Origin of the sequence: Devosia aurantiaca (assembly GCF_011058215.1) — a bacterium.
GTDB classification, from domain to species: Bacteria; Pseudomonadota; Alphaproteobacteria; order Rhizobiales; family Devosiaceae; genus Devosia; species Devosia aurantiaca.
On record NZ_JAALFG010000002.1, the window covers coordinates 333,967 to 355,020 of the forward strand.

21 protein-coding genes and 2 pseudogenes are annotated in these 21,054 nt (G+C 59.6%); 3 read left to right on the plus strand and 20 right to left on the minus strand.

Translation table 11 applies throughout. The features are described from left to right. The first annotated feature begins 662 nt into the window (after positions 1-662). The 3 genes from G5575_RS09195 to G5575_RS09205 all read left to right on the plus strand — a co-directional run bounded on the left by G5575_RS09195 (position 663) and on the right by G5575_RS09205 (position 2,089). Entirely contained in the window at positions 663-1,097 is a 435-nt protein-coding gene (locus G5575_RS09195; RefSeq protein WP_164534066.1) for a hypothetical protein, read from the plus strand. Between the two features lie 102 nt (positions 1,098-1,199). Then, positions 1,200-1,580, plus strand: a complete 381-nt coding sequence (locus tag G5575_RS09200) for a hypothetical protein (RefSeq protein ID WP_164534067.1) — start codon at positions 1,200-1,202, stop codon at positions 1,578-1,580. An 11-nt stretch (positions 1,581-1,591) separates the two neighbouring features. Next, on the plus strand, positions 1,592-2,089 hold the full coding sequence (locus G5575_RS09205; RefSeq protein WP_164534068.1) for an Lpg1974 family pore-forming outer membrane protein: 498 nt from the start codon (positions 1,592-1,594) through the stop codon (positions 2,087-2,089). A gap of 316 nt (positions 2,090-2,405) precedes the next feature. On the opposite strand, the gene G5575_RS21705 is transcribed toward G5575_RS09205, so the two are convergent. The 20 genes and pseudogenes from G5575_RS21705 to G5575_RS19335 all read right to left on the minus strand — a co-directional run bounded on the left by G5575_RS21705 (position 2,406) and on the right by G5575_RS19335 (position 21,018). Next, positions 2,406-2,645, minus strand: a complete 240-nt coding sequence (locus tag G5575_RS21705) for a glycosyl hydrolase 108 family protein (protein ID WP_328765947.1) — start codon at positions 2,643-2,645, stop codon at positions 2,406-2,408. Between the two features lie 69 nt (positions 2,646-2,714). Beyond that, the gene (locus tag G5575_RS09215) at positions 2,715-3,146 is read right to left on the minus strand and encodes a porin (protein ID WP_235935900.1); all 432 of its coding nucleotides are present in this window, start codon (positions 3,144-3,146) and stop codon (positions 2,715-2,717) included. Positions 3,147-3,197: 51 nt separating this feature from the next. Further along, the gene (locus G5575_RS09220) at positions 3,198-3,665 is read right to left on the minus strand and encodes a YadA C-terminal domain-containing protein (RefSeq protein WP_235935902.1); all 468 of its coding nucleotides are present in this window, start codon (positions 3,663-3,665) and stop codon (positions 3,198-3,200) included. 256 nt (positions 3,666-3,921) lie between these two features. Next, complete coding sequence (locus G5575_RS09225; protein WP_164534071.1) at positions 3,922-4,830, minus strand: TonB-dependent receptor; 909 nt, start codon at positions 4,828-4,830, stop codon at positions 3,922-3,924. Positions 4,831-5,831: 1,001 nt separating this feature from the next. Then, positions 5,832-7,919 (minus strand): PAS domain-containing protein, encoded by a 2,088-nt coding sequence (locus G5575_RS21710; RefSeq protein ID WP_164534072.1) that lies wholly within the window; start codon positions 7,917-7,919, stop codon positions 5,832-5,834. A 91-nt stretch (positions 7,920-8,010) separates the two neighbouring features. Continuing rightward, positions 8,011-8,406, minus strand: coding sequence for a response regulator (locus G5575_RS09235; protein WP_164534073.1), 396 nt, complete (start codon positions 8,404-8,406; stop codon positions 8,011-8,013). Between the two features lie 205 nt (positions 8,407-8,611). Beyond that, positions 8,612-9,344: pseudogene (locus G5575_RS22180) on the minus strand (SDR family NAD(P)-dependent oxidoreductase). Beyond that, positions 9,341-10,390 (minus strand): Gfo/Idh/MocA family protein, encoded by a 1,050-nt coding sequence (locus G5575_RS09245; RefSeq protein WP_207633083.1) that lies wholly within the window; start codon positions 10,388-10,390, stop codon positions 9,341-9,343. Before G5575_RS09245 ends, G5575_RS22180 begins: the two are co-directional and overlap by 4 nt. Before the next feature lie 24 nt (positions 10,391-10,414). Then, positions 10,415-11,365: an ABC transporter permease gene (locus G5575_RS09250; protein WP_235935904.1), complete on the minus strand. Its 951-nt coding sequence runs from the start codon at positions 11,363-11,365 to the stop codon at positions 10,415-10,417. Between the two features lie 11 nt (positions 11,366-11,376). Then, positions 11,377-12,351, minus strand: coding sequence for an ABC transporter permease (locus G5575_RS09255; RefSeq protein ID WP_164534074.1), 975 nt, complete (start codon positions 12,349-12,351; stop codon positions 11,377-11,379). Between the two features lie 62 nt (positions 12,352-12,413). Then, positions 12,414-13,871 (minus strand): ABC transporter substrate-binding protein, encoded by a 1,458-nt coding sequence (locus G5575_RS09260; protein WP_328765948.1) that lies wholly within the window; start codon positions 13,869-13,871, stop codon positions 12,414-12,416. A 198-nt stretch (positions 13,872-14,069) separates the two neighbouring features. Next, positions 14,070-15,625: pseudogene (locus G5575_RS22185) on the minus strand (ABC transporter substrate-binding protein). Next, the gene (locus tag G5575_RS09270) at positions 15,622-16,434 is read right to left on the minus strand and encodes a Gfo/Idh/MocA family protein (protein ID WP_207633084.1); all 813 of its coding nucleotides are present in this window, start codon (positions 16,432-16,434) and stop codon (positions 15,622-15,624) included. Before G5575_RS09270 ends, G5575_RS22185 begins: the two are co-directional and overlap by 4 nt. Further along, on the minus strand, positions 16,374-16,697 hold the full coding sequence (locus tag G5575_RS19330; protein WP_207633085.1) for a Gfo/Idh/MocA family oxidoreductase: 324 nt from the start codon (positions 16,695-16,697) through the stop codon (positions 16,374-16,376). The genes G5575_RS09270 and G5575_RS19330 overlap by 61 nt, the downstream gene beginning before the upstream one ends. Beyond that, positions 16,694-17,608, minus strand: a complete 915-nt coding sequence (locus G5575_RS09275) for an NAD-dependent epimerase/dehydratase family protein (RefSeq protein WP_164534076.1) — start codon at positions 17,606-17,608, stop codon at positions 16,694-16,696. Before G5575_RS09275 ends, G5575_RS19330 begins: the two co-directional genes overlap by 4 nt. After that, positions 17,605-18,279: a GntR family transcriptional regulator gene (locus tag G5575_RS09280; RefSeq protein ID WP_235935905.1), complete on the minus strand. Its 675-nt coding sequence runs from the start codon at positions 18,277-18,279 to the stop codon at positions 17,605-17,607. The genes G5575_RS09275 and G5575_RS09280 overlap by 4 nt, the downstream gene beginning before the upstream one ends. Positions 18,280-18,282: 3 nt before the next feature. Then, positions 18,283-19,158 (minus strand): dihydrodipicolinate synthase family protein, encoded by an 876-nt coding sequence (locus G5575_RS09285; RefSeq protein ID WP_207633086.1) that lies wholly within the window; start codon positions 19,156-19,158, stop codon positions 18,283-18,285. 19 nt (positions 19,159-19,177) lie between these two features. Further along, positions 19,178-19,654, minus strand: a complete 477-nt coding sequence (locus G5575_RS09290) for an ureidoglycolate lyase (RefSeq protein WP_164534078.1) — start codon at positions 19,652-19,654, stop codon at positions 19,178-19,180. After that, the gene (locus tag G5575_RS09295) at positions 19,651-20,559 is read right to left on the minus strand and encodes an allantoinase PuuE (protein ID WP_164534079.1); all 909 of its coding nucleotides are present in this window, start codon (positions 20,557-20,559) and stop codon (positions 19,651-19,653) included. The genes G5575_RS09290 and G5575_RS09295 overlap by 4 nt, the downstream gene beginning before the upstream one ends. A 21-nt stretch (positions 20,560-20,580) precedes the next feature. Continuing rightward, a complete protein-coding gene (locus G5575_RS19335; RefSeq protein WP_207633087.1) occupies positions 20,581-21,018 on the minus strand; it encodes a succinylglutamate desuccinylase/aspartoacylase family protein in 438 nt (145 codons plus the stop codon). Between the last annotated feature and the right edge of the window lie 36 nt (positions 21,019-21,054).

Genomic DNA, 21,054 nt, shown 5'->3' on the forward strand with positions numbered 1-21,054 from the left:
CTAAGTGGCTGACTTGGTTAGTTGCAGGGGCTTGTGCGACTCTTTTGGGTGTAAGTGTTCTAGCCTTACACCTGTCTCTGGCCGGCACTCCAACGGCTGTTACTGGTGTTGCTGGGCTTGCGCCTACATATCCCCATACGGGTATCTGGGCCGCCAACGGTCAAACTTGTTCAGATGCGAACCTGAAATTGGAACTGGATGGCGTGAGGATGACCAGCATCTCTATCCTGGGCCGGGTACCTATTGGAACCTATTCGGTGTCCGGCGAAAACCCGCTGGTCCTGACATTTCGGAGCGGAGAGACGGTCTCTTGGGACACGACAAGTCTCGACAACTTAAAGCCTGTTTCCGTTAATCCCAGCAAGCACAGCCGGTTGAAAATGCTTACGCTTACACGCTGTTAATGAGAAGCACATTTCTAACCAAGAATTCAACAGCGGGGGCAATCCAAGGGCCGGCCGACGAACCCCAGCGCGACGGCCACGTTAATGAACATGATTTTTCTAACTTGTTTCGGCTCGGCGTTGTGCCCGTGCCGGAGTGGCAAGTTGCCGAATTCTAAAACATGAACAAACAAGGAACAAATAACCTATAACAGTTTTACCTAACTGTTCCGTAGGGCTTCAAAAACCGCTATAACGGCCCTATTTGCAGGAGCTTTCATGTCCGCAGACTTTCAGGTCGTACAGCTTCCGAATTCGTTCGAGTCGTTGGGCCTCGTGCTGGACCTCCTCTCGAAGTCAGAACCGTTCATGCTGTACGAACTCGGCAAGATAAGCGCGGCGATTAGGATGCAGCTTCGCCACCAGCACCATTTCGCGACGATCAGAGAAAAGCGCCTCTGTGGCTACCTCGGTTGGCTGCCAACGGATGCAGATATCGCAAGGACATGGTCACAGGACGATGGTCCTTTAACACCTATATTTAATCGCCCTACAGATGCTGTTGCACTCACAGTTGTCATAACTTCTGACCCTTCGCTGACCAGGTCGCTTATCAGAGCTGCACGTGATGCCAACAAAGGCAAGCGCACCTACTTCAAGCGAGAGACTGGTGTGCTTGCTGTTGGAAGAAAAAGTTCTGTGATGAATCTGTAAGCATTTCTGCAACAGGACAGACTTACCTTAACTCCGCCATTCTAGAGGTCTGGCGAAAAGTTCTAGCGCGTGGCATGTATTGGCAACATCTAGGGGACGCAGATGAAAATCGAACGCCTTATCGCTCTTGCCGCTTCAATCGCGACAATTATGACTGCAGTGCCGACGCTTGGCCAAGATCACCGCATATCTATCGAGGCCACCGGGGCGCTAGCCCTAAGCAAAAATTCTGGTGCAGAAGCTTTTGTGCTTGGTCAGACAACAGCAGACACTTTCAATCTCAGCAACATGAACGGTGGATTTGGCTCGCTGTTCGTGGGCGTACCTGTCGATACCAATTGGGATATCGGCGCTGGTTTCTCGATGACATCTCTTTCCCCTGGTAGTGGTGAGTACAGCGAGCCAGACGGCTCATTCGCAATTCCGGGCCCCCTTTCAACATTACAATCCCCGGCAATGACGGCGTCATATCGACTGACTTAGACATCACAACGATGGATGTAGAGGTAGGCTACGCTCCTGAGCTTGACGACAACCTTGATGTTCGAATCTTTGGCGGCGCCAGAGGGATGTACGCTGACAATTCATTTTCGGCGACCGAGGACAAGGCCGGCGCTTTTGACAACAGCGCAGCCATAGATAGCAAATTCTTTGGCATCGGCCCTCGCCTCGGCCTAGATCTTGCGAAGCGTTTCAGCGACACACCGTTCGGTGTATCAGGATCAGTTGCGGGGGCCGTTATTTTCGGCACAGCCAAACAAACGACAACAATTGACACAGGTGGCGGTCCGGCTACCACCGAAAGCGAAGTTTCGGAGACCGTGGTCAATCTGGAAACGTCTATTGGCCTCGACTACCACATTGCCAACAATGCGACTGTAACCATTGGGTACCGTGGCGAACACTTTAGCGATGTTAGCAATTTTCCTGGCGGTGATGCAGAAGGCATCTGGTCTCATGGACCGTTCTTAAAGGCGAAGATTTCCTTCTGAGATCTCTTTCGTTCAATAGCCGAGACTGCGCGATAAAACGTTTACTTCACTCTAAACGTCTATATCTGCGTGTGAGCACGCAGGTACAAGCATTGCACGCTTAGGCGCTGACCGTCCGGTGATCGCCGCCAAAGCGAGTAATGGCAATTAGGATAGAACGTCATCTGCCCAGTTCATTTGGCAGCGACGAGAAACAGTTGATCTAGTGACGCGGTAATAGCCTTTTGAGGTCCTCGATCGCATCCGTTTGGGGGCGGGCAAGCATGTTAGCCTCACGGCTTTCAACATTGCTGGATTTGATTCCGCAGAATTTGCATTATTGATCCAGCGTCTCGTGCGTAGTCCCCAGATTGGTTGCACCGTCCGGATCGGACGGATGGTCAACATAGCCACGCTCATGCGCAAGCTCCGCAATCCCGCCGCGAAGTTGTTCTTGGCCATGATGGCCTCCATCTTGCTGAAAGAAAAAGCCCCGCAAAAGCGGGGCATATGAAAATTTGCGACTACAGATTGCGTTTAACGTTGCCGAGGATAGCGAAATGCTTTCTTGACCCATCGTCGCTGTTCAATCATCTACCTAGCCCTGCTTTCACTCAACGACGAGCCAAGTCGCTTCGATTTTGCTCTACCAGCGTCCGGTCAACCCAAGCTTTACGCCGACAGTGCCATGCTGGAGGCCAATCGCTGCAGCCCCATCAAGGCTAAAGGTGTCGTCGATCTTCATCGCCGCTCCCGCACCGACAGCAACCTTTCCCTCAAAGACGGCCAAGTTGAATGCTGCGCCGTATGTTTTGCCAGAGGCAACCCTCGCCGTCGGCATGGCCAGGGCCACCGCGACGCCCTCCAGCGCCCGCTGCGCATCTTCCATAGCCTGGTCAATTTCGGCCTTGAGCGCGCTGTCTGCCACAATCGTCCCACCCGCGGTCGCTATCCTGGTTTGACCAGTGGCTGCATTAAGACAGGTTTCGGTGCCGGGAACATAGTAAAAGCCGGCGCCAAAGATATCGCAGACCCTGACATACTCGACTGGAGCGGCATAGCCAGATGCTGAAGCCAACGTGACGGCACATATGCCCAGCAGGATTGATCTTAAGTACACCGGGACCACCTACCAGGAAAAGTTGACGCCACCCTTAGCGCCGACAGTGCCGTATTGCAGCCCAAGGCCGACACCGCCATTTAAAGTCAGTGCGTCTGTCGCCTGATAAGCCATGCTACCGGCCACAGCGGCCTTGCCGTCAAAGCCACCCACATTGACCGCGGCAGCAAATTGCTTTCCAGCCGCTACTGAAGCTTCTGGCATAGTCAAAGCTATTGCCGCGCCTTCCAATCCGCGGTTAGCCGCCGTTTGGGCGGCTTCTGCGTCCTGTGCTAACGCTGAAAGCTCATACACGGTACCATTTGCTGTCTCGTAACGGATCTCGCCAGTTTCTGGCTTGATGCAGCGCTCTGTGCCCGGGATGTAAAAGAAGCCGCTGCCGTAAATCGGGCAAACGCGAACATACTCTATCGGCTGAGCATTTACTGAACTGGCAAGAGCGATAAAAACCGCCGCCGACGTAAGAACTAGTTTCATGAATTTCCCCATCAATACATCGCTGATAGACGCGTTCGCGAATTGTGGCAATCGTCGCCACAATCACATGACTAGGTCGTTTCTTCAGACGGGCGTCTCGCCTGGGACGCTAAGCAGCGCATGCCAACCAGATCGTTTGGCTTGTCGTCAAAAGAACCGCCTCCACGTTTGGAAAGGCCATGGCGGCCTCTATTAATGATAGGTATAAAAAGGCCCGCCAGAGGCGGGCCTTTGTTAACCGACACGAATTGATTGGTTACAGCGGAGGCAGAGGAAAACAGGCAGGGAATGGCAAGGTCGAGCCTGGAGGACACTCTGGTACAGGTGGAAACTCGGGTTCCTCAATTGGTGGCTCTGAAACCTCTGCCGGAGTTTCGAAGATCTGACTAGAAGTCTCGCCAATCAGCTCCAGACCCCGGTTCCGAGGATCGTCCTGCCGGTGACGTTCGATAAGGCTGCGATCAGTGGGAGCGCCGAAGTAGCCGCGAAGGCCGACGGTTGCCGTGATGTTGTCGCCCTTGGCAAAGCTCACTTGACCAGTGACCGAGAACGGCAGCGTATCGAACTGGTACTCCGTCGACAAGTTAAGCGAAGCCTCTTCGAGGATGTAGGAGCCGCCGATCGCCAGACGCCAGTTGTCATTGGCATACCAGGCGACGTCGCCAATGAAAAAGCCGCCGTCCAGATCATCGATGGCGAAATCATCATTATAGTCTAGGCGGGCATAACCAGCCCAAGCTTCAAGCGAGACGCGGTCAAGATAGAGCTCGCCTTCAGCGCCGACAGCGCTCAGGATATTGCCGCTGTCAGTACGGACGACACCTGCGGTGATGCCGATAAGGTACGACGAAGGATCGCGCATAAAGGCGTGGATCACGCCACCGACTGCGGTGTCGTCATCGCTGATTGAAGCCGCAGCATCGAGCTGGACACCGAAGCTGTGGCCAACAGGAATGGACACGGTACCGCCGATCGCGCCGATAAAGCTGTCCTCGCCATCGAAATCGCGGAAACCGCCAAGGATTTCAGCCTTGCCGTTGATGCCGCTCACGGCAGGAGGACCGTAACCCATTACCTCCTCTGGTGCTGGCAGATATAGATCGGCTGCAGCAGCCGGGACGATCGCAGCGCTGAGCGCGGCCATCGAAATAAGAAACTTGCGCATATGAGACCCCTCAACGATGGCATGTCATGCGCTTCGCACGGTGGATTAACAAGGCGTAAATGTGGCTGCGGCGGAAGGTCAGCCCAGTTGTTGCCGTTTTGCGCCACTTAACTCGGCGCCAGCAGCTCGACCGCCCTCTCCATATTCAGCGTATTGCCATCGTCGGATAGCGCCATCGCCTGGGTCTAATACAGCACGGCGGAGAGCGGATCATCCGAGACGAATATTCGACGGCGTAGAACCTCTGGCGCAGCTGGCATTGCCATGCCCGTTCAGCACCGCCTCAAGCTTGCCGACCTCATCGATTTCGGGCTCTAGATCGAACACTATTTGGCTGATGAAGGCTTAGACGTCCGGTCCAGGTGCTTGGCGCTCAGACAGTCAGTGGTTCGTCAGCCTAGCCTCGTTCGCGCAAGCCCCACGCCAAAGCTTCCTCTTACGGGAGCAATTGATGCACGATCATTTTAGTTATTCGAAGATAGCAACCCACGAGTACGGCGTCACGCCGCTGGCTCGCATCCGGTGGAATGGCGTTCACTTCAAGTCATCGCTGCCAATCACGAATGCTTTCTCCTTGAGTGCAGCGATGGCAAAAACACGCGGCGCGACCTCAGCGCGCCGATGTCGCTCGCCCGGTCGTCACCAAGGCAATCGTCATCGAGCACGGCTATTTTGAGACCGATAGCACGTTCGAACACACGACTGGGCACGGGTACAGCTCGATTTCAGAATTCTGCTTGGACTTTGACCTCGACCAACCTGGGTGCAGTGGGGCGAGAGGCTTGCCCTCCGCCACTTGGCTAAGCTCACCCAGGCAAACGAGGTTGACCTGATCCGATGGACACCAAAGAGGACTCACCAACCAAATTATCGCTTGGGAAACGTCCATCTTGCAGTGGACGGTGGACCGTGCTGTTGTTCTCCAGTACCTTGCCCGTGCTCGCAAAACTATCGTTGACCACCCCGAGATTCCGCCGAAGGGTGTGTACCATACCAATGGTTTAGAACGCCGATCTTCGGAACTGGCACCGCTCCTTTCTCGTTCGTGAGAAGTTGCAGCGGAGACAATCAAGATGCCCAGGTTCTTTTTTAATCATCGGACCGACGATGGAACACGTGAGATGGATATCGACGGCATCAAGCTCGACTCGCTTAACGCGGCTTTGGAAGAAGCGGCCTTTGCAGCGCAGGGTGCTGTAACGTTGGCGGATGAACCCGTGCGCGGCGAGTTCGAGATCGAGGACGAAGGGCGCGTCGTCGTCGCTCGCGTGCCGTACAAGGTGGAAGATCGCGAGAGCTAAGCGGCGTCGCTTTTGCAGCGACGACTTCCGGCCACTAGCCGATCGGCAGCGTGACCTCGAAGGCGATGCCATCGGGATGGAAGACAAGCTCCGCACTGCCCTCGCCACCTTGCAGGACTGCGCCCTGCAGCAGTTTTGTCCCAAACCCCGGCTTGTCGGCTCAAGCAAAGGCGGACCTCCACTCTCGCGCCAAACCAGATGCAGCTGATGCGCCGCGACTGCCCAGGTGATCGACACTAGGCCCTCGTCCACACTGAGCGACCCATACTTGGTCGCGTTGGTGGCAAGTTCGTGGATCGCCAAGCCCAGGCCAAACGCAGCCCGCTCGGAAAGCGTAACGTCCGGCCCATCCAGAACGAAAGAGCTGGCAGTGGTCTCGCGGAACGGCGCAAGCGCCTGACCCAGGAGCTGGGAAAGCGTGGCCTCGCCTTTCCGCTCTCCGGACAGAAGCTCCGTTACGCCCACATAGGCGCGCAGTCTTGAATTGAAGGCTTCCTTGCCTTCATCGACACTCCGATCCCGGCGAAACGACTGCTGAACGAGGCTTTGCACGAGGGCCAGCGAATTCTTGATCCGGTGCTGCATCTCGCGTGCAGCCACGGCAAGTTTTTCTTCATGAAGTTTGCGTTCGGTCACGTCCATGACGACGCCGATCGCCCGTGGCCCGCCTTCGGGTGTTGGCGCGGCCGTCTGCGCTTGGATCAAAAGCCACTTGATCGACCCGTCCGGCATCACATGCTTGACTTCGACCCGGATGCGATCGTCTCCCCGCTCTGCCGCCTGACGGCCCAATTCTTCGAGACGTTCTCGCTCACCCGGAGCATAGCGAGAGCGAAGTTCTTCCACCGTGGGCGTCGCGTCCGGCGCAAAACCGTACAGGACATTGAGCATGGGCGACGGCGCGATGCGGTCGTTGAGAATATCGAGTTCCCAGACCGCGAGTTGAGCGGCATCCAGCGCCAGCGCTAGACGAACCGACTCTTCCTTGAGCGTTCGATCGCGCTCCTCCTCGACGGTGATGTCTTCAAAAGTCCCGATATAGGTTTCAGCGCGATCTTCCCCGTTCGTGGTTGCAAACAGGGCCTCGCCATGAGCCTCGATCCACCGCAACTCCGCATCGGTTTCCCGCACGATCCGGTACCGATAGGTCTCCTTGGAGCGCACTTTGGGATCAAGGGCTGCCGCCGAGAGCCGCAAAACCTCCGGCAGGTCGGCGGGAACGATGACCTGTTTCAGTCGCTCGAAGGTGACGTCCCCCTCGGTAAAACCGAAGATGCCTCGAGCGCGTTGAGAAAATTCGAATTGATTGTGAGCGACATTCCATTCCCAAATGCCGATGCCGGAAGCCTGGAGCGCAATGTTGAGACGACGATCCGACCGGTCGCGCGCCAGCTCGGCAGCCTTGCGCGACTGATTGTCGACGATGGATCCGATATATCCCTGCAGGGCCCCGCTAGGCCCTTTGATGGGCGAGGCCGAGTCTAGCACCCAGCGATATTCTCCATCCTTGGTCCTCACCCGATATTCGGTTTGATACGGTTGGCCATACTCCCGAGCACGAACAAAGGAGTTGACGACGCCCGGCTGGTCTTCGGCATGGATCAGCGTCAGCCAGCCTTCACCCAAACCGTCGGCCAGCACCTGGCCTGTAAAGGTGGTCCAGGACCTGCTGAGGAAGGTACAGGATCCATCCAGGTTCGCGACCCAGATCATCACCGGGGCAATGTCGATAAGGCTGCGGAAATCGCTGTCTGCCGCAGTCGCGCGACGTGCTAGGTATTCAGGCACAGCGCTGCATGCTCCCTCACACCCCTATAGGTTCTTCTACATCATACGCGCCCACATTCATTAGCATGGGATGCGTGCACCGTGAATGTCGTCAGGACACCAAGGACGATGTGTCCGATTGCGTGATCAACTGCGAGACAGCGACCACGAGCTGCGCCATGGCAAACGGCTTTGACAACATGACGCTGCTCGGAACGCCGTTCGCTGCCCACTCGCCAGCGCTGTCCCCGGACATGTAGAGGACCGGCAATGTTGGGCAAAGTTCGCGCCCGACATGGGCGACTTCCCAGCCATTCGGACCCGTCCCCAGCCGGATGTCCGTCACCAGGGCCCGGAAGCGGCTGGCATCGGCCTTGAGCTCCCTTATGGCGGCAGCACCATTGGACAACACCATGGTCGCATAACCCGCGTCTGCAAGCTCGTCCTCGAGAGCAAGATGGAGCAGTGCTTCGTCCTCCACGACGAGCAGCAAAGGAGCCGTAGTCATTCAGGGCCCCTCCCAGGGACAAAATTAAAATATTCGGCCTTAACAGCCGTTCGCGAACTTATTACGCTTCGCCTGTTACGCAATCGTTTGCAACGTCAAACGACGATAAAGTTCAACATCTGTCAGAGCCGAGTAACTTAGGTTAATTTAGGCTGCTCAGAGAGGCACTTTCACAAGGTTCGCGAGAACTTGCAGGAGGCGAGACTCAGCCCGCGACGAGTTCCTGGTCCTGCGATAATTGCCAGGCGTCGAGCCGCAGACCGTTCTGATGACGGAGGCGCTGCTCGGCGAGCAGGGTAAAAGCTGGAGCGAGGAGATCAGGCTCAACCCACTTCTGCTTAAGTTCTTCGGAATAATTCCGGTCCGACATCGGCGTCTTCATGAACATGCCGGGCGTGACGGTATTGACGGTGATGCCGAGGGCTTCGCCCTCCATTGCCAGCGACTTCGCCAGGCCCTCGAGCGCATGCTTTGCGGCGCAATAGGCGGACTCGTCGGCAAAGCCTTCGATGCCGGAGCGCGACGAAACAAAGACGATAGCTCCGCCGCCATGCCTTGCCATGCTGTCCCAAACGGCGCTCGCCAGCTGGAAACCGGCCTGTAGCCCGACATTGAACGTTCGGAAAAAGCTCGAAGCTCTCATCGGCAAACGCCGTGGGACGGAGGATCGCCGCGTTGTGGATGACCGTATTGATACGACCCAGCTGCCCGAAGGTCTTGGCGATTGCGACGCTGGTTTGCGCCCGGTCGGAAAGGTCGACCTCGATGGCGATCGCCTTGGGACCGCATTGGCGCGTCGTCTCGGCCAACGAAACAGCGTCATAATCCATGAGCGCAAGGCTGGCGCCACAAGCTGCCAACCGCCGCGCGATGGCGGCGCCCAGCCCCTGCCCGGCGCCTGTGATGATGACGCGCTGCTCCGAAAGCGGTCGCGTCATGTCCGTTCTGCCGGCAGATCGACCCACGCCCGGGTCGAGGTGGACTGCTTGACGGCGTCCAGCACGCGCTGGTTTGCCAGGCCATCGAAGAACGTCGCGCCGGCGCGCAATTTGCGGCCTTCGGCAATGGCAGCGGTCAGCTCGCGCAGCGCTGCGACCACCGAGACGTTCCAGATGCCTTTGTTGAGGCCCGGCAGCGCAGCATTGGGATCGGACGCGGTAATGTCTTCAAAGCTTCCGCCCGCCTTGGCGAACATCAGCTTCTCGTCGTCATTGTCGAGAATGATCGAACCCTTGGAGCCGAAGACCTGCGTGAGATTGCCGATATTGTTTGCGGCCACGCCACTCATGAAGATCTGCGCCAGCGCCCCGCTTTGCATCTGGAGCGTAAAATACGAAAGATCATCGGCCGTTGCCGTCCAAGGCTCGCCGGTTTTCTTGTCGAGACGATCGGGAATGACCGTCAGCGCCTGCCCGACGACGGAGGCCACGGGCCCCAGCCACCAGCGCACCATGTCGACCTGGTGGCTGCCATTCGCGCCCAAGCGGCCGCCGCCATGTTCGGCAAGGCTCCACCAGTCGCCCTTCGGACGGCTCGCCGGGTCGGCCCAGGAAGCGCCGATATTGGCGATGTTGACGTGCCGGATCTCGCCCAGATCGCCATTGGAGATCATCTCGGCGACCTTGGCGCGGTTAGGGTTGAAGCGCAGCTCGTGGTCGATCATGTGGACGCGGCCTAGTGCTTCGGCCTTATCGAGCATGGCCGATGCCTCCGCCGCATCCATCGCCGTCGGCTTTTCGCAGAGCACATGCGCACCCTGCTCCAGTGCCGCGAGCGTTATAGGCGCGTGAAGGTCCGTTGGCGTCGCGATCAGCACGAGGTCGGGCGAATGCTTGTCCAGCATTTCCTGCCAGTCGTCATAGGCAGCCGGCACACCGAATTCGTCCGCCGCCGACTTGGCGCTGTCGAGCCGGCTCGAAGCCAGTGCGACCACTTCGGCCCCGTCGACATGACGCAGGGCGGGGGAGATAGGCGGCGCGGGCAAAGCTCGCGCCAACAATACCAACTTTCATTGTTCTTGCTCTTTGGTTGGAGAATTAGGCCATGGTCTTGAGACGGGGTCGAGAAAATCGCGCAGCCAGTCGCCCAGGATGTTGAAGGACAAAACGGTCAGAACGATCGCAATGCCCGGGAAGAAGGCCAGCCACCACTTGTTGGCCATGAGCTGATCGCGGCTATCGGCCAGCATCGCGCCCCAAGTGGGCACGCTGGGCGGAACGCCAAGCCCAAGGAACGAAAGCGATGCTTCCGAAAGGATCACCGATGCCACGTTAAAGGAGGCGATCACGGTGAGAGGCGCAATGATATTGGGCAGGATCGTGCGGAAGATGATGAGGAAGGTGCTGTCGCCAAGCGCACGCGCCGCCTCCACATACTCCTTTTCGCGCAAGGACAAGGTCTGCGCGCGCACGATACGGGCATAGGTCACCCACTGTCCGACGCCGAGCACGATGATGATGTTCATCACGCCCGGTCCCAGGATCACGAGAAACATGATGGCTAGAAGAATGAAGGGGAAGGCCAGCTGGATGTCGCCCAGGCGCATGATGACGTCGTCGATCCAACCGCCAAAATAGCCGGCAACGAGTCCGGCAACGACGCCGATCGTTCCACCGACCATGATGGCGCAGACGCCGACAAGGAGCGAAATCCGCGCGCCATAGAGCAGACGCGAGAGGACGTCACGCCCCAGACCATCGGTACCGAGCAGGAAAAAGGCGTTGCGCCGTCCCTCGGTCAACGGATCAGCGAGGCGCATCATGATGTCCTGCCGATTGGGATCGAGCGGCGAAATCCACGGCCCGAAAATGCCGGCAAAGACCACAAGCAGCAGCACGAACAGTGCGAGAAGCGGCCACTTCGCCTGCACCATGGACCGGAACGCGCGCCGGATTTCGCGGCGGCGATGCGACATGGGACGAACCTTGAGGGGCGCCGACGGGATAGTTTCTACCGACATGCCGGCCTCCCTTAAAGTTTCACGCGAGGGTCGATCCGGGCGTAGATCAGATCGACGATGAGATTGAGGGCGATAAACACCATGGCAAGGACGACGACCGCCGCCTGAACCACAGGGATGTCGCGCTGGTTGATGGCGTTGAACACGAGGCGCCCAAGACCAGGCCAGGAGAAGACGATTTCCACCACGACGACGCCGCCGATCAGGAAACCGAATTCGAGACCGATCATGGTCACCACAGGGAGCCAGGCATTGCGCAGCGCATGGTGGATCACCACGGCCCGTTCGCTGATGCCTTTCGAGCGCGCGGTGCGGACGAAATCCTGGCCCAGAACTTCTAGCATCGACGAGCGCACGAGGCGCGCATTGCGCGAGATAGAATAGAAGGCCACGGCAAAGCCGGGCATGATCAGGTAGTAGAGCGTCTGCGGCAGGTTGGTGAAGGCGCGAACGAAATCGCCCTGGATCAGCGGCATGATGAAGGGCACATGCCCCGAAATCGGCAGAATGCGCAGCTGCAGGCCAAAGAACATGATCATCATGATGCCGAGCCAGAAACTGGGGATCGATTGCCCCAGCATGGCCATGGTCATCACCGAGCCGTCCGTCGCGCTGCCGCGATTGAGGGAGGCAACGACACCGAGCGGAATGGCAACGATGATCGCCAGCATCATGGCAAAGATCGTGAGCTCCAGCGTCGCCGGCAGCGCATCCATCACCGCTTCAATGGCCGGGCGCTTGTAGGACAGCGAATTGCCGAAGTCGCCCTGAAGCAGGTTGCCAAGGAAGGTCAGGTATTGCTCCGGCAAAGGCCGGTCGAAACCGAGCGCCTCGCGGGTGCGCTGGATTTCCTCAGCCGTCGCGCGCTCGCTGACATAAAGATAAGTCGGGTCGCCACTCATCTGCAGCGCCGTAAACGTGATGAGCGTTACCCCGATGATGACGATGGCGCTTTGCAGGAGGCGCCGGAGAATAAAGGTCCACATTGGCGGTCGGCCCATCTAGAAAGAGGGAGGATGCGCCACGCCGGGCGGCGCATCCAGGGAGATTATTTTAGCTTGGCAGCAAAGAGCTCGATCTCTTCGTCGCGACGCGGCTTCCAGTCGATGCGGTTGGAGACGCCGTAGAAGTCGGGCTGGAAGTAAAGCTGCAGCCACGGGCCTTCGTCGTAGAAGAGCTTGAGCATGCGGTTGATCACCGGACGCGCTTCCTCGACCGTGTCGGCGTCGATGGCGAGCTTCCAGTCATCGAACCAGCGCTGGTCGGTCCAGCTCTGGTAGTTGGTGGCGCCATCGGGGGTCGAGAACAGGCTCATGTCGTAGAGCGGGTTCCAGGTAACGCCGCCCTGCCCCAGGAAGAACAGCGGACCCATCTCCTTGGTGCGCAGCAGCGGCGAATAGACCGATGCCCATTCTAGGAGCTCGACCTCCGTCTCGATGCCCACATCGTTGAGATACTGGCCAATGGCCTGCACCACGTTGGCGTCATTGAGATAGCGGCCACGTGGACCCTGGAGGCGGATGGAGAAGCGCACGCCGTTTTCCCCGCGCGGGTAACCGGCTTCGTCGAGCAGCTGCTCGGCCATGTCCGGATCATAGGGTATAGGCTCGAGGTCGGGATTGCCATTGGGCGGATTGACGAGGCTCGTCATGCGCGTGCATTCGGTGCCCAGGAGCTGGCTGCAGATGCCCGGGACGTCCACTGCATACTGCATGGCAAACCGCACCTTGGGGTCCTGGATCTCCTTGGCGCCCGGCATGCCCTCGACACCCTTGCCAAGGTTGAAGCCAACCTGCATGCGGCGGGTGCCATCGACCTGCTCGACCGTCGCCGAACCGGAATTGTTGATGGCATCGATCTGGTCGGGTGCGACATTGGTGATGATGTCGACATTGCCAGCGATGAGCTCTGCCGTGCGGGTCGACGCTTCCGGAATGATGCGCCAGATGATGGTGTCGAACGTGCCCGGATCCTTGACCTTTTCGAGCACGATCTGTGAGCCGCGATCCCAGGAGGCCACGCGGTAGGAACCCGAGCCGACGGGATTGCTGGCGGCCTCTTCGACCGTCATGGCCTCGTAGCTGTCTTTGCAGTGAATATAGACCTGCGCCATCATGCCCAGCGCCAGCGTGGTCTTGGCGGTGAGGTTGACCTTGACGTTGAGGTCGTCGACCACCTCGGCCGATTTGAAGCCCAGCGTCGTGTAGACGAAGCCCGGCGTGTTGCCGGTAAAGGCGCTGGCCTTGTCGGCCGGGCGATTGAACGAATAAGCCACGTCTTCTGCGGTCAGCGGTTCGCCGTCTTCGCAGGTCAGGTCAGGCTTGAGCGTAAACGTATAGGAAAGCCCGTCTTCGCTGACGGCGGTTTCGTCGACGAGATAAGGCTGCACCTCGCCCTCGAAGTTCACCTGGAACAGCGTCGCGAAAATATGCTTGGCGATATTGGCATTGTCGCGGCTCGAAATCTGCGCCGGATCGAAGGTGGAAGCATCGGCGCTCAGGCCCACGACAATGGTGTTGTCGGGGGAGCAGCCAGCGTGGTGGTCGTCAGAGCGGCACCCAGTGCCGCGGCAAGCGCCAAACGTGACAGTGTTTTCATGGTCATTCCCTCGTTGACCTCCCGGAAGCACTCTTTATCGCCAGCCTGTTCCTGCCGGCTTTTCCGGCACGCAGGGCTTCTCCAAACCCTGCGTGCCGGGTGGGCGTTACTGCGCTAGAGCGGTGTCGAAGAGATAGACCTTCTCGTCACGGCGCGGCTCGAAGGTCACGCGGTTGGAAACGCCGTAGAAGTCCGGCTGGAAGTAGAGCATCAGCCACGGCGGATCGTTGTAGAAGACCTCGAGCATGCGATCGATGACGACGCGGCGCTCTTCTTCGGTCGTGGCGGCAGCGATCTCTTCCCAGCCGGAGAACCAGTCGGGGTTCTTCCACTCGGTGTAGTTGGTGCCCGCATCGACTGCCGAAAGGTCGGCCATGTCATAGAGCGCGCTCCAGGTGCCACCACCCGAGCCGAGGAAGAACATCGGACCCATGTCATGCCCGGACAGCATCGGCACATAGACCGAGGCCCATTCAAGCAGTTCGACATTGGTCTTCACGCCGATATCGTCGAGATACTGGCCGATGGCGAGAGCCACGTTGGCGTCGTTGAGGTAACGGCCACGCGGAGCCTGGAAGGTGATCTCGAAACGGGTGCCGTCTTCGCCGCGCGGATAGCCGGCAGCGTCGAGCAGTTCCTCAGCCTTGTCGGGATCGTAGGGATAAGGCTCAAGCGAGGCATTGGCGTTGGGGGATTGACGAGGCCGGTTGCGCGGGTGCACTCGAAGTTGAGGAGCTGGGCGCAGATGGCTTCGACGTCGACCGCATACTGAAGCGCCACGCGAACGTCGGTCTTCTGGATGGCAGCGCCACCTTCCGAACCCGTTGCGAAGTCTTCGCGCATGTTGAAGCCGACATAGATGCGGCGAGTGCCCTGCACGGACTTGACCGCGGCAGTGCCGGAATTGTTGACGGCATCGAGCTGGTCGGGGGCGACATTGGTGATGATGTCGACATTGCCCGCGATCAGTTCAGCCGACCGGGTCGAGGCTTCTGGAATGATGCGCCAAATGATGTTCTCGAAATTGCCCGGATCCTTGATCTTTTCGAGCACAACCTGCGATCCGCGGTCCCAGGAGGCCAGGCGGTAGGAGCCCGAAGCGACCGGCGTAGCGGCAGCATCTTCAAGGCTCATCGCCTCGTAGCTGTCCTTGCAGTGAATGAACACTTCGGCGATGAGGCCGAAGGACACCGGGTTCTTCTTGGTGAGGTTGATCTTGACCTCGTTGTCGCTGACCACCTCGGCACCGTTAAAGCCGATCGAGGAGTAAACGAAGCCAGGCGTGTTGCCGGTGAAGGCGTTGGCCGGATCGGCAGCGCGGTTGAACGAATAGGCCACGTCTTCTGCGTTGAGAACTTCGCCGTCTTCGCAGGTGAGGTCGGGCTTGAGCGTATAGGTGTAGCTCAGGCCGTCTTCAGCCTCGACATAGGATTCCGCCATTTGCGGAACGATGTCGCCTTCGGGCGTGATTTCATAGAGCGTGCCGAAGATGTGCTTGGCAATGTTCGAATTGTCGCGGCTGCTGATCGCGGCAGGGTCGAAGGTCGAGGCATCGGCGGAAATGCCAACGACCAGCGTGTCTTCAGGCGGGGCGGCGTAGGCGGAAGCGAGCGGCAAGATAAGCGCCGCCGTGCCTGCCATGAGAATGTGTCTCACGGTCATGATAGGGACGTCCTTTGCTGGAGTTCAGACTGCTGGGTTTGGCCGATCTCTCGCTTCGCATGCGTATTGAGATCAGCCGGATTAATCGCTTGGCCCTGTTGCGCGGAAAGTATGCAGGCTTGAACCATGCGAAGCGAATTGAGGTGGTCGCATCCCGAGCACAGCAAAGGTGCCGTGCCGCGCAGGGCGGCGACAAAAGCGGCGAGCAAGGCGATCGCGTCATTGATCCATTGCTCGTAGGGCGGTAGCGGCACGCTGGTCAGCGCGACATCGCCATGAAGGGCATAGTTGAGGTCGCCGAACTGATCGTTCTGGATCACGACGCCCTTGGCGCATTCGCTGCGCCACTGGAAACCTGGTGCCTGCCAATTGGACTGCCACAGGCCCTGGTAGTTGACGGTGACGCCATTGGCGAACGTGATCAGCGCCGAGACATTGGCGTCGTCTCGATACATCGACCAACTCGGGTTGAAGGTCTTGCCGAAGACCGCCACCGGCTCGGATTTGTAGACATAGCGCATGAGGTCGAAGTGGTGGATCGACTGCTCCCACAGCATCGGCTGGTCCATGGTCAGCGGATACTTGTTGAAGTTCGGCCTCCAGCCATCGCGCCAGCGCTCGTAGGTGAAACGGGCAAATTCGGGCGCACCCACCGTTTGGTCCATCAGCCGCATAGCTTCCTGCGTGACCGGCAGGAACCGGAAGTTGAGGCCCACCATCAGCGGCACGCCGGCGTCTTCCGCCATCTCTACATAGCGGGCGGCAAGCTCGACGCTGTCAGCCAGGGGCTTCTCGGCCAGGATTGGCAAGCGCGCTGCGCAAGCCGCTTCCATCTGTGCCTCGCGACCGCCCGGGGCGTCGCCAGCAAGACGGCATCGGCTTCGATCTGCCCAATAAGGCTGACATCAGCCGATGCTTTGGCATCGGGCCATTGCGCCAATGCACGCTCGCGTGCCGCTTCCGACGGATCAACCAACCCGACGATGGTACAATCCGGGTTCTCGCGGATCACCCGCATCCAGAATTGCGCGCGGGCACCCAGGCCCACCAGGATGATGCGGAGAGGGCTCATCGGGCCACCTCGATGTTACGGATGGCGGCAAGTCCGTCGCGCAGCGGCGTCCAGGCATAAAGCGCTTGAAGGTCGACGCGATCGCTGCTGATCGGCAGCCGTGGCGCTTGGCCGAGCGGCGCGACGTCGACCCGGGCACCATCGACAAGGCCTGCAATCATCTCGGCCAGTGCCAGGTTGGAGACGATTTCCGCCGAAGTCAGATGCACGACGCCCGAAACCTTCGGCTCCTGGGCCAGCAGCGCATCGAGCGCACGTGGAAGATCGGGTGCAAAGGTCCAGTCGCGGCACTCCTCTGGCATCTGCACGATGATCGGCTCGCCGCTTTCGACGCGGTCCAGCCAACGCCGAACCTGCGACACGATCTTGCGCGTTCCGCGGCTGGCCTCATGTGGCCCATAGATCGGTCCGAGCCGGATCGAGATCGCGCGCAGCGTCGTCGACCCTGCCGCAGCAGTAGCACTTTCCCCTGCCCGCTTCGCCGCCGCATAAGGCATGGTCGCAGTCGGAACCGTGCTTTCCAGCTGCACGCCTTCACCATCATCGACCGAGAACACGCCCGAGGATGACATGAACACAAAGTCGGAAGCCCCATGCCCCACGGCAAGTGCCAGCGCATCTTCCAGCATCGCGACATTGGCCGCGACGTGCTGCTCCGCCGACATTCCGAACTCTTCGGGTGGCGTCGTGATCGCAGCGCCGTGAATAACAAGATCGACGGTCCGATCATAGGGCAGCACGTCTGCCGAAACCGGCGCCTCGATCAGCTCAACCCCCGCCAGTCTTTTTCGAGTCCGCGAATCGAAAGCGGCATCGAGCGCGATCACCGCGTCACCCATTGCGGCGAAGCCTTCCGCCATATGCGAGCCGACAAAGCCGCCGGCCCCCGTGATGAGAACCGTGCGGCTCATGGCGCCAGCCCCAGTTCTTCCGGCGCAATCTGGGCCGCGGAGCGCGTGTGGTCGGAGATCAGCGAGATGGCGAGGATCATGTCTCGCTTTTCGATCGCCTCAATGATCGGCGGATGGTTCTTCGCCACCGCCCTGAGGTCACGGTTGGCGCTGTTGCGCAGCGCCATGATCTGCCGAATGCGTAGGTATAGATGCTCCCAAAAGCTCAGCACCAGGCCGTGGTCGGCCAGCCGGATCAGCGTGCGGTGAAACGCCTCGTCCGCATCGTTCAGTGCTGCCAGGTCGTTGCGCTCCGCTGCCGCAAACATTGCGTCCGAATGCACCCGCAGCTCCGAAACATCCACCTCCCGCTCGACGACGCGGCGGATGGCGAAGGCCTCGAACTGCTCGCGAAGGCTATAAACCTCCTCGACTTCCTTGAGCGTCAGCGTTTTGACCCGCTTGCCCTTGTAGGGCTCGCTCTCGATCAAACCGTCCGCCTCAAGAATCTGGATCGCCTCGCGCACCGGCGCCCGCGATACCTTGAGCTGCTCCGCCAGAGCCATTTCGACGACCGGCGATCCCGGCCGCATCGATCCATTGATGATGGCCTGGCGGATGATGTCGGCCACAGACACGCGCAGCGGCACGTTTTCGATACGGGCGATGTCGCTGGTCTGCGGCTGGCTCATCATCTAGCGCGCTCCACCCGTGGCAAGCGCGGTCGCACGTTCGATCTGCGCCGCATGCTCGTCGGAGAGCTTGACAAAAGGTGGCCGCACGATGGCGTAGGCCGGGTCACTGTGTCGGCGCGCCGCTGCGGCCTTGATGGCTGGAATCAGCGGCAGGCCCTCGAAAATCTTGCGCACTTCGGTGACGCCTGCAGCGATGCCCGCCTCTTCGTTCGTCCCCAACGCGCGCATCAGCGCCACGATGTTGCGTGCGTTGACATTGGCCGAAGCACTGATGCACCCGGCGCCACCAGCCGCCACATTCTGCGGGATCAGCGCTTCGGATGCCGAATAGGTGTCGAGCTCGGGAAATGCCTTGATGACCGAATGGGTATTCTCCCAGTTACCGGAAGAGTCCTTGAGCCCGACAAACACCCCAGGATGCTTGGCCATCAGCTTTTCGATCAGCGTCAGGGTGACCGGCACGCCGGTCATCTGCGGGATATGGTAGAGATAGATCTTGAGCCTGCTGTCGCCGACAGCGTCGATAATGGCGGTAAAGCTATCGACCAGCCCGTCTTCCGGCACGCCCTTGTAGTAAAATGGCGACAAGGTCAGCGTGCCCAGTACGCCACGCGACACGGCATGCTTGGTGAGCGCGATGCTGTCCGGGAGCGCGGCACAACCGGTGCCCGGGATCAGTCGATCCGCAGCGACGCCGCTGTCGATCAGGGCATCCAGCAGCTTGATCCGCTCGCCGACGCTCAGGGAATTTGCTTCGCTGGTCGTGCCGAAGGGCGCAAGGCCATCGGCGCCATCGTCGAGTAGCGCCTTTGAGTTAGCGATAAAGCGTTCCGCATCGACGGAGAGATCGGGCTTGAACGGCGTAATGGCCGGCACAAAAGCTTGGGGGTGCGGGTCATACGCGCGGTCCTCGGGAGATAATCTGGGTGGGTTCGATGTCGACGAAAACATCGTCGTCATTGGCGCCGCGCCACATCAAGACGGCAAAGGCCCCGGCGCGATCGAGCACGCTGGCGCCGGCATGCCACACACCCTGCGCGTAGATGACACCAACAGTACCCGGCATCAGAAACGTCTTCATGCCCGCAACGTCTGGCGCCCCATCGGGCAGCGACGGCGCGACGCTGACCAGATAGCGGCTGACATCGAGCGGCACGAAGCATTGCGCCGCATGCGGATGCCGCTCGAGCTTGGTCAGCGTAAACGGCAGGCTCGCCTGCGGCACGTTGTTGACGTGGAACACCGGGGCAAGCCCCTGCCCGCCCAGCCAGTCCGAATAGAACTGGCGCTGTCCGGCTTCCGCAGGGCGATCGATCATGCTGCCAAAAGCATCAAAATCGGATGGCGCGAAGGTTTCGATGATCTCGATCATGCCGCCAACACCTTTGCCGGCATGGCCGCCCGCCAATGATCCGCAATGTCAGCGCGCCGAGCGATCCAGACATCGTCCCGGCCCGCCAGGTGATTGAGGAACTTGATCAGCCCGGCGATGCGGCCAGGATGGCCCAGCACCCGCGGATGCATGCCGACCGACATCATGCGCGGCGTCGTTTGCCCTTCGGCGGCCAGCACATCGAAACTGTCGATCAGGAACTGCGCATAATCGCCCGCGGTCTCGATGCCGCCCCCGGCCAGGAGCTTGGCGTCATTGGTGACCAGGGTATAGGGCACGACAAGGTGAGCGGTGCCGTCTACATCGGTCCAATAGGGAACTTCGTCATTATAGGCGTCGCTGTCGTAGCCATACCCGCCATGCTCGACCACAAGCCGCCGCGTATGTTCGCTCGGGCTATAGCGGCAATACCAGCCGCTGGGCGCCCGCCCCGTGCTCTGCTGGATGCTGGAAAACGCCTTGGCGATATGCTCACGCTCGGTCGCTTCATCGAGGTGGTAGTGCTCGATCCAGCGATAGCCATGCGCGACGATGTCCCAGTCGCTCGCCCCGATCGCCTGCGCCACGTTGGGATTATGTTCCAGAGCCAATGCAGCGGCAAAAATCGTCAGCGGCAGCTGCCGTTCCTGGAACAACCGGGCAATGCGCCAGAAGCCGACGCGAGACCCATATTCATACATGCTTTCCGAGGCCAGGTCCCGGCTCCCGGCCGGAACCCGTGCGGCATTGACCTCAATCAGCGCCGTCTCCGAACGCCCATCGCCATTGCCGATGGAGTACTCGGAGCCCTCTTCGTAATTGAGCACGAAGTTGACCGCCACGCCGGCATTGTTGGGCCAGCGTATGGTCGGCGGTCTGTCTGCGTAGCCTACGAAGTCGCGCATCGTTTCTGCCCCCTGTGCCCGTTAGCCTTGCGGCTGCCAGTCACGCGGTCCTTCCACCTTGTTGAAGAAGCAGCACCAGTCGCCGGTGTTGACATTGGGCAGCGCCCGCAACCCGAAGAACATGCCGTCGGCAGGCGCCACGAGATGCGCGAGCTCGTCGCCGAAGATGTTGATGATCTTGGCGAGGCTGTCGCCCTTCTTCATCGGCTTGAGGAAATCGACGCCCGGCGTCGGCACGAAGATGCCCGAGGCCGGTGCAAGCATTGCCTCCTGCTGGCCGCGCGTTGCGTCCTTGGGATAGGTCGCCTTGCCCGGATACATCTTGTAGTGGCGCAGGATGTTGATGATCGAGTCCGCCAGGTGACGAGCGACTTCGGCGAACTTTTCCGGCGATGTGGCGGAGCGGCCGCCAAGCTCGACGGTGATGCCCGTCTTGCCGATTTCCTTCATCTGCGCCATGGGCGATCCCTTGGGCAAAGTTGCTCATGATGCAGC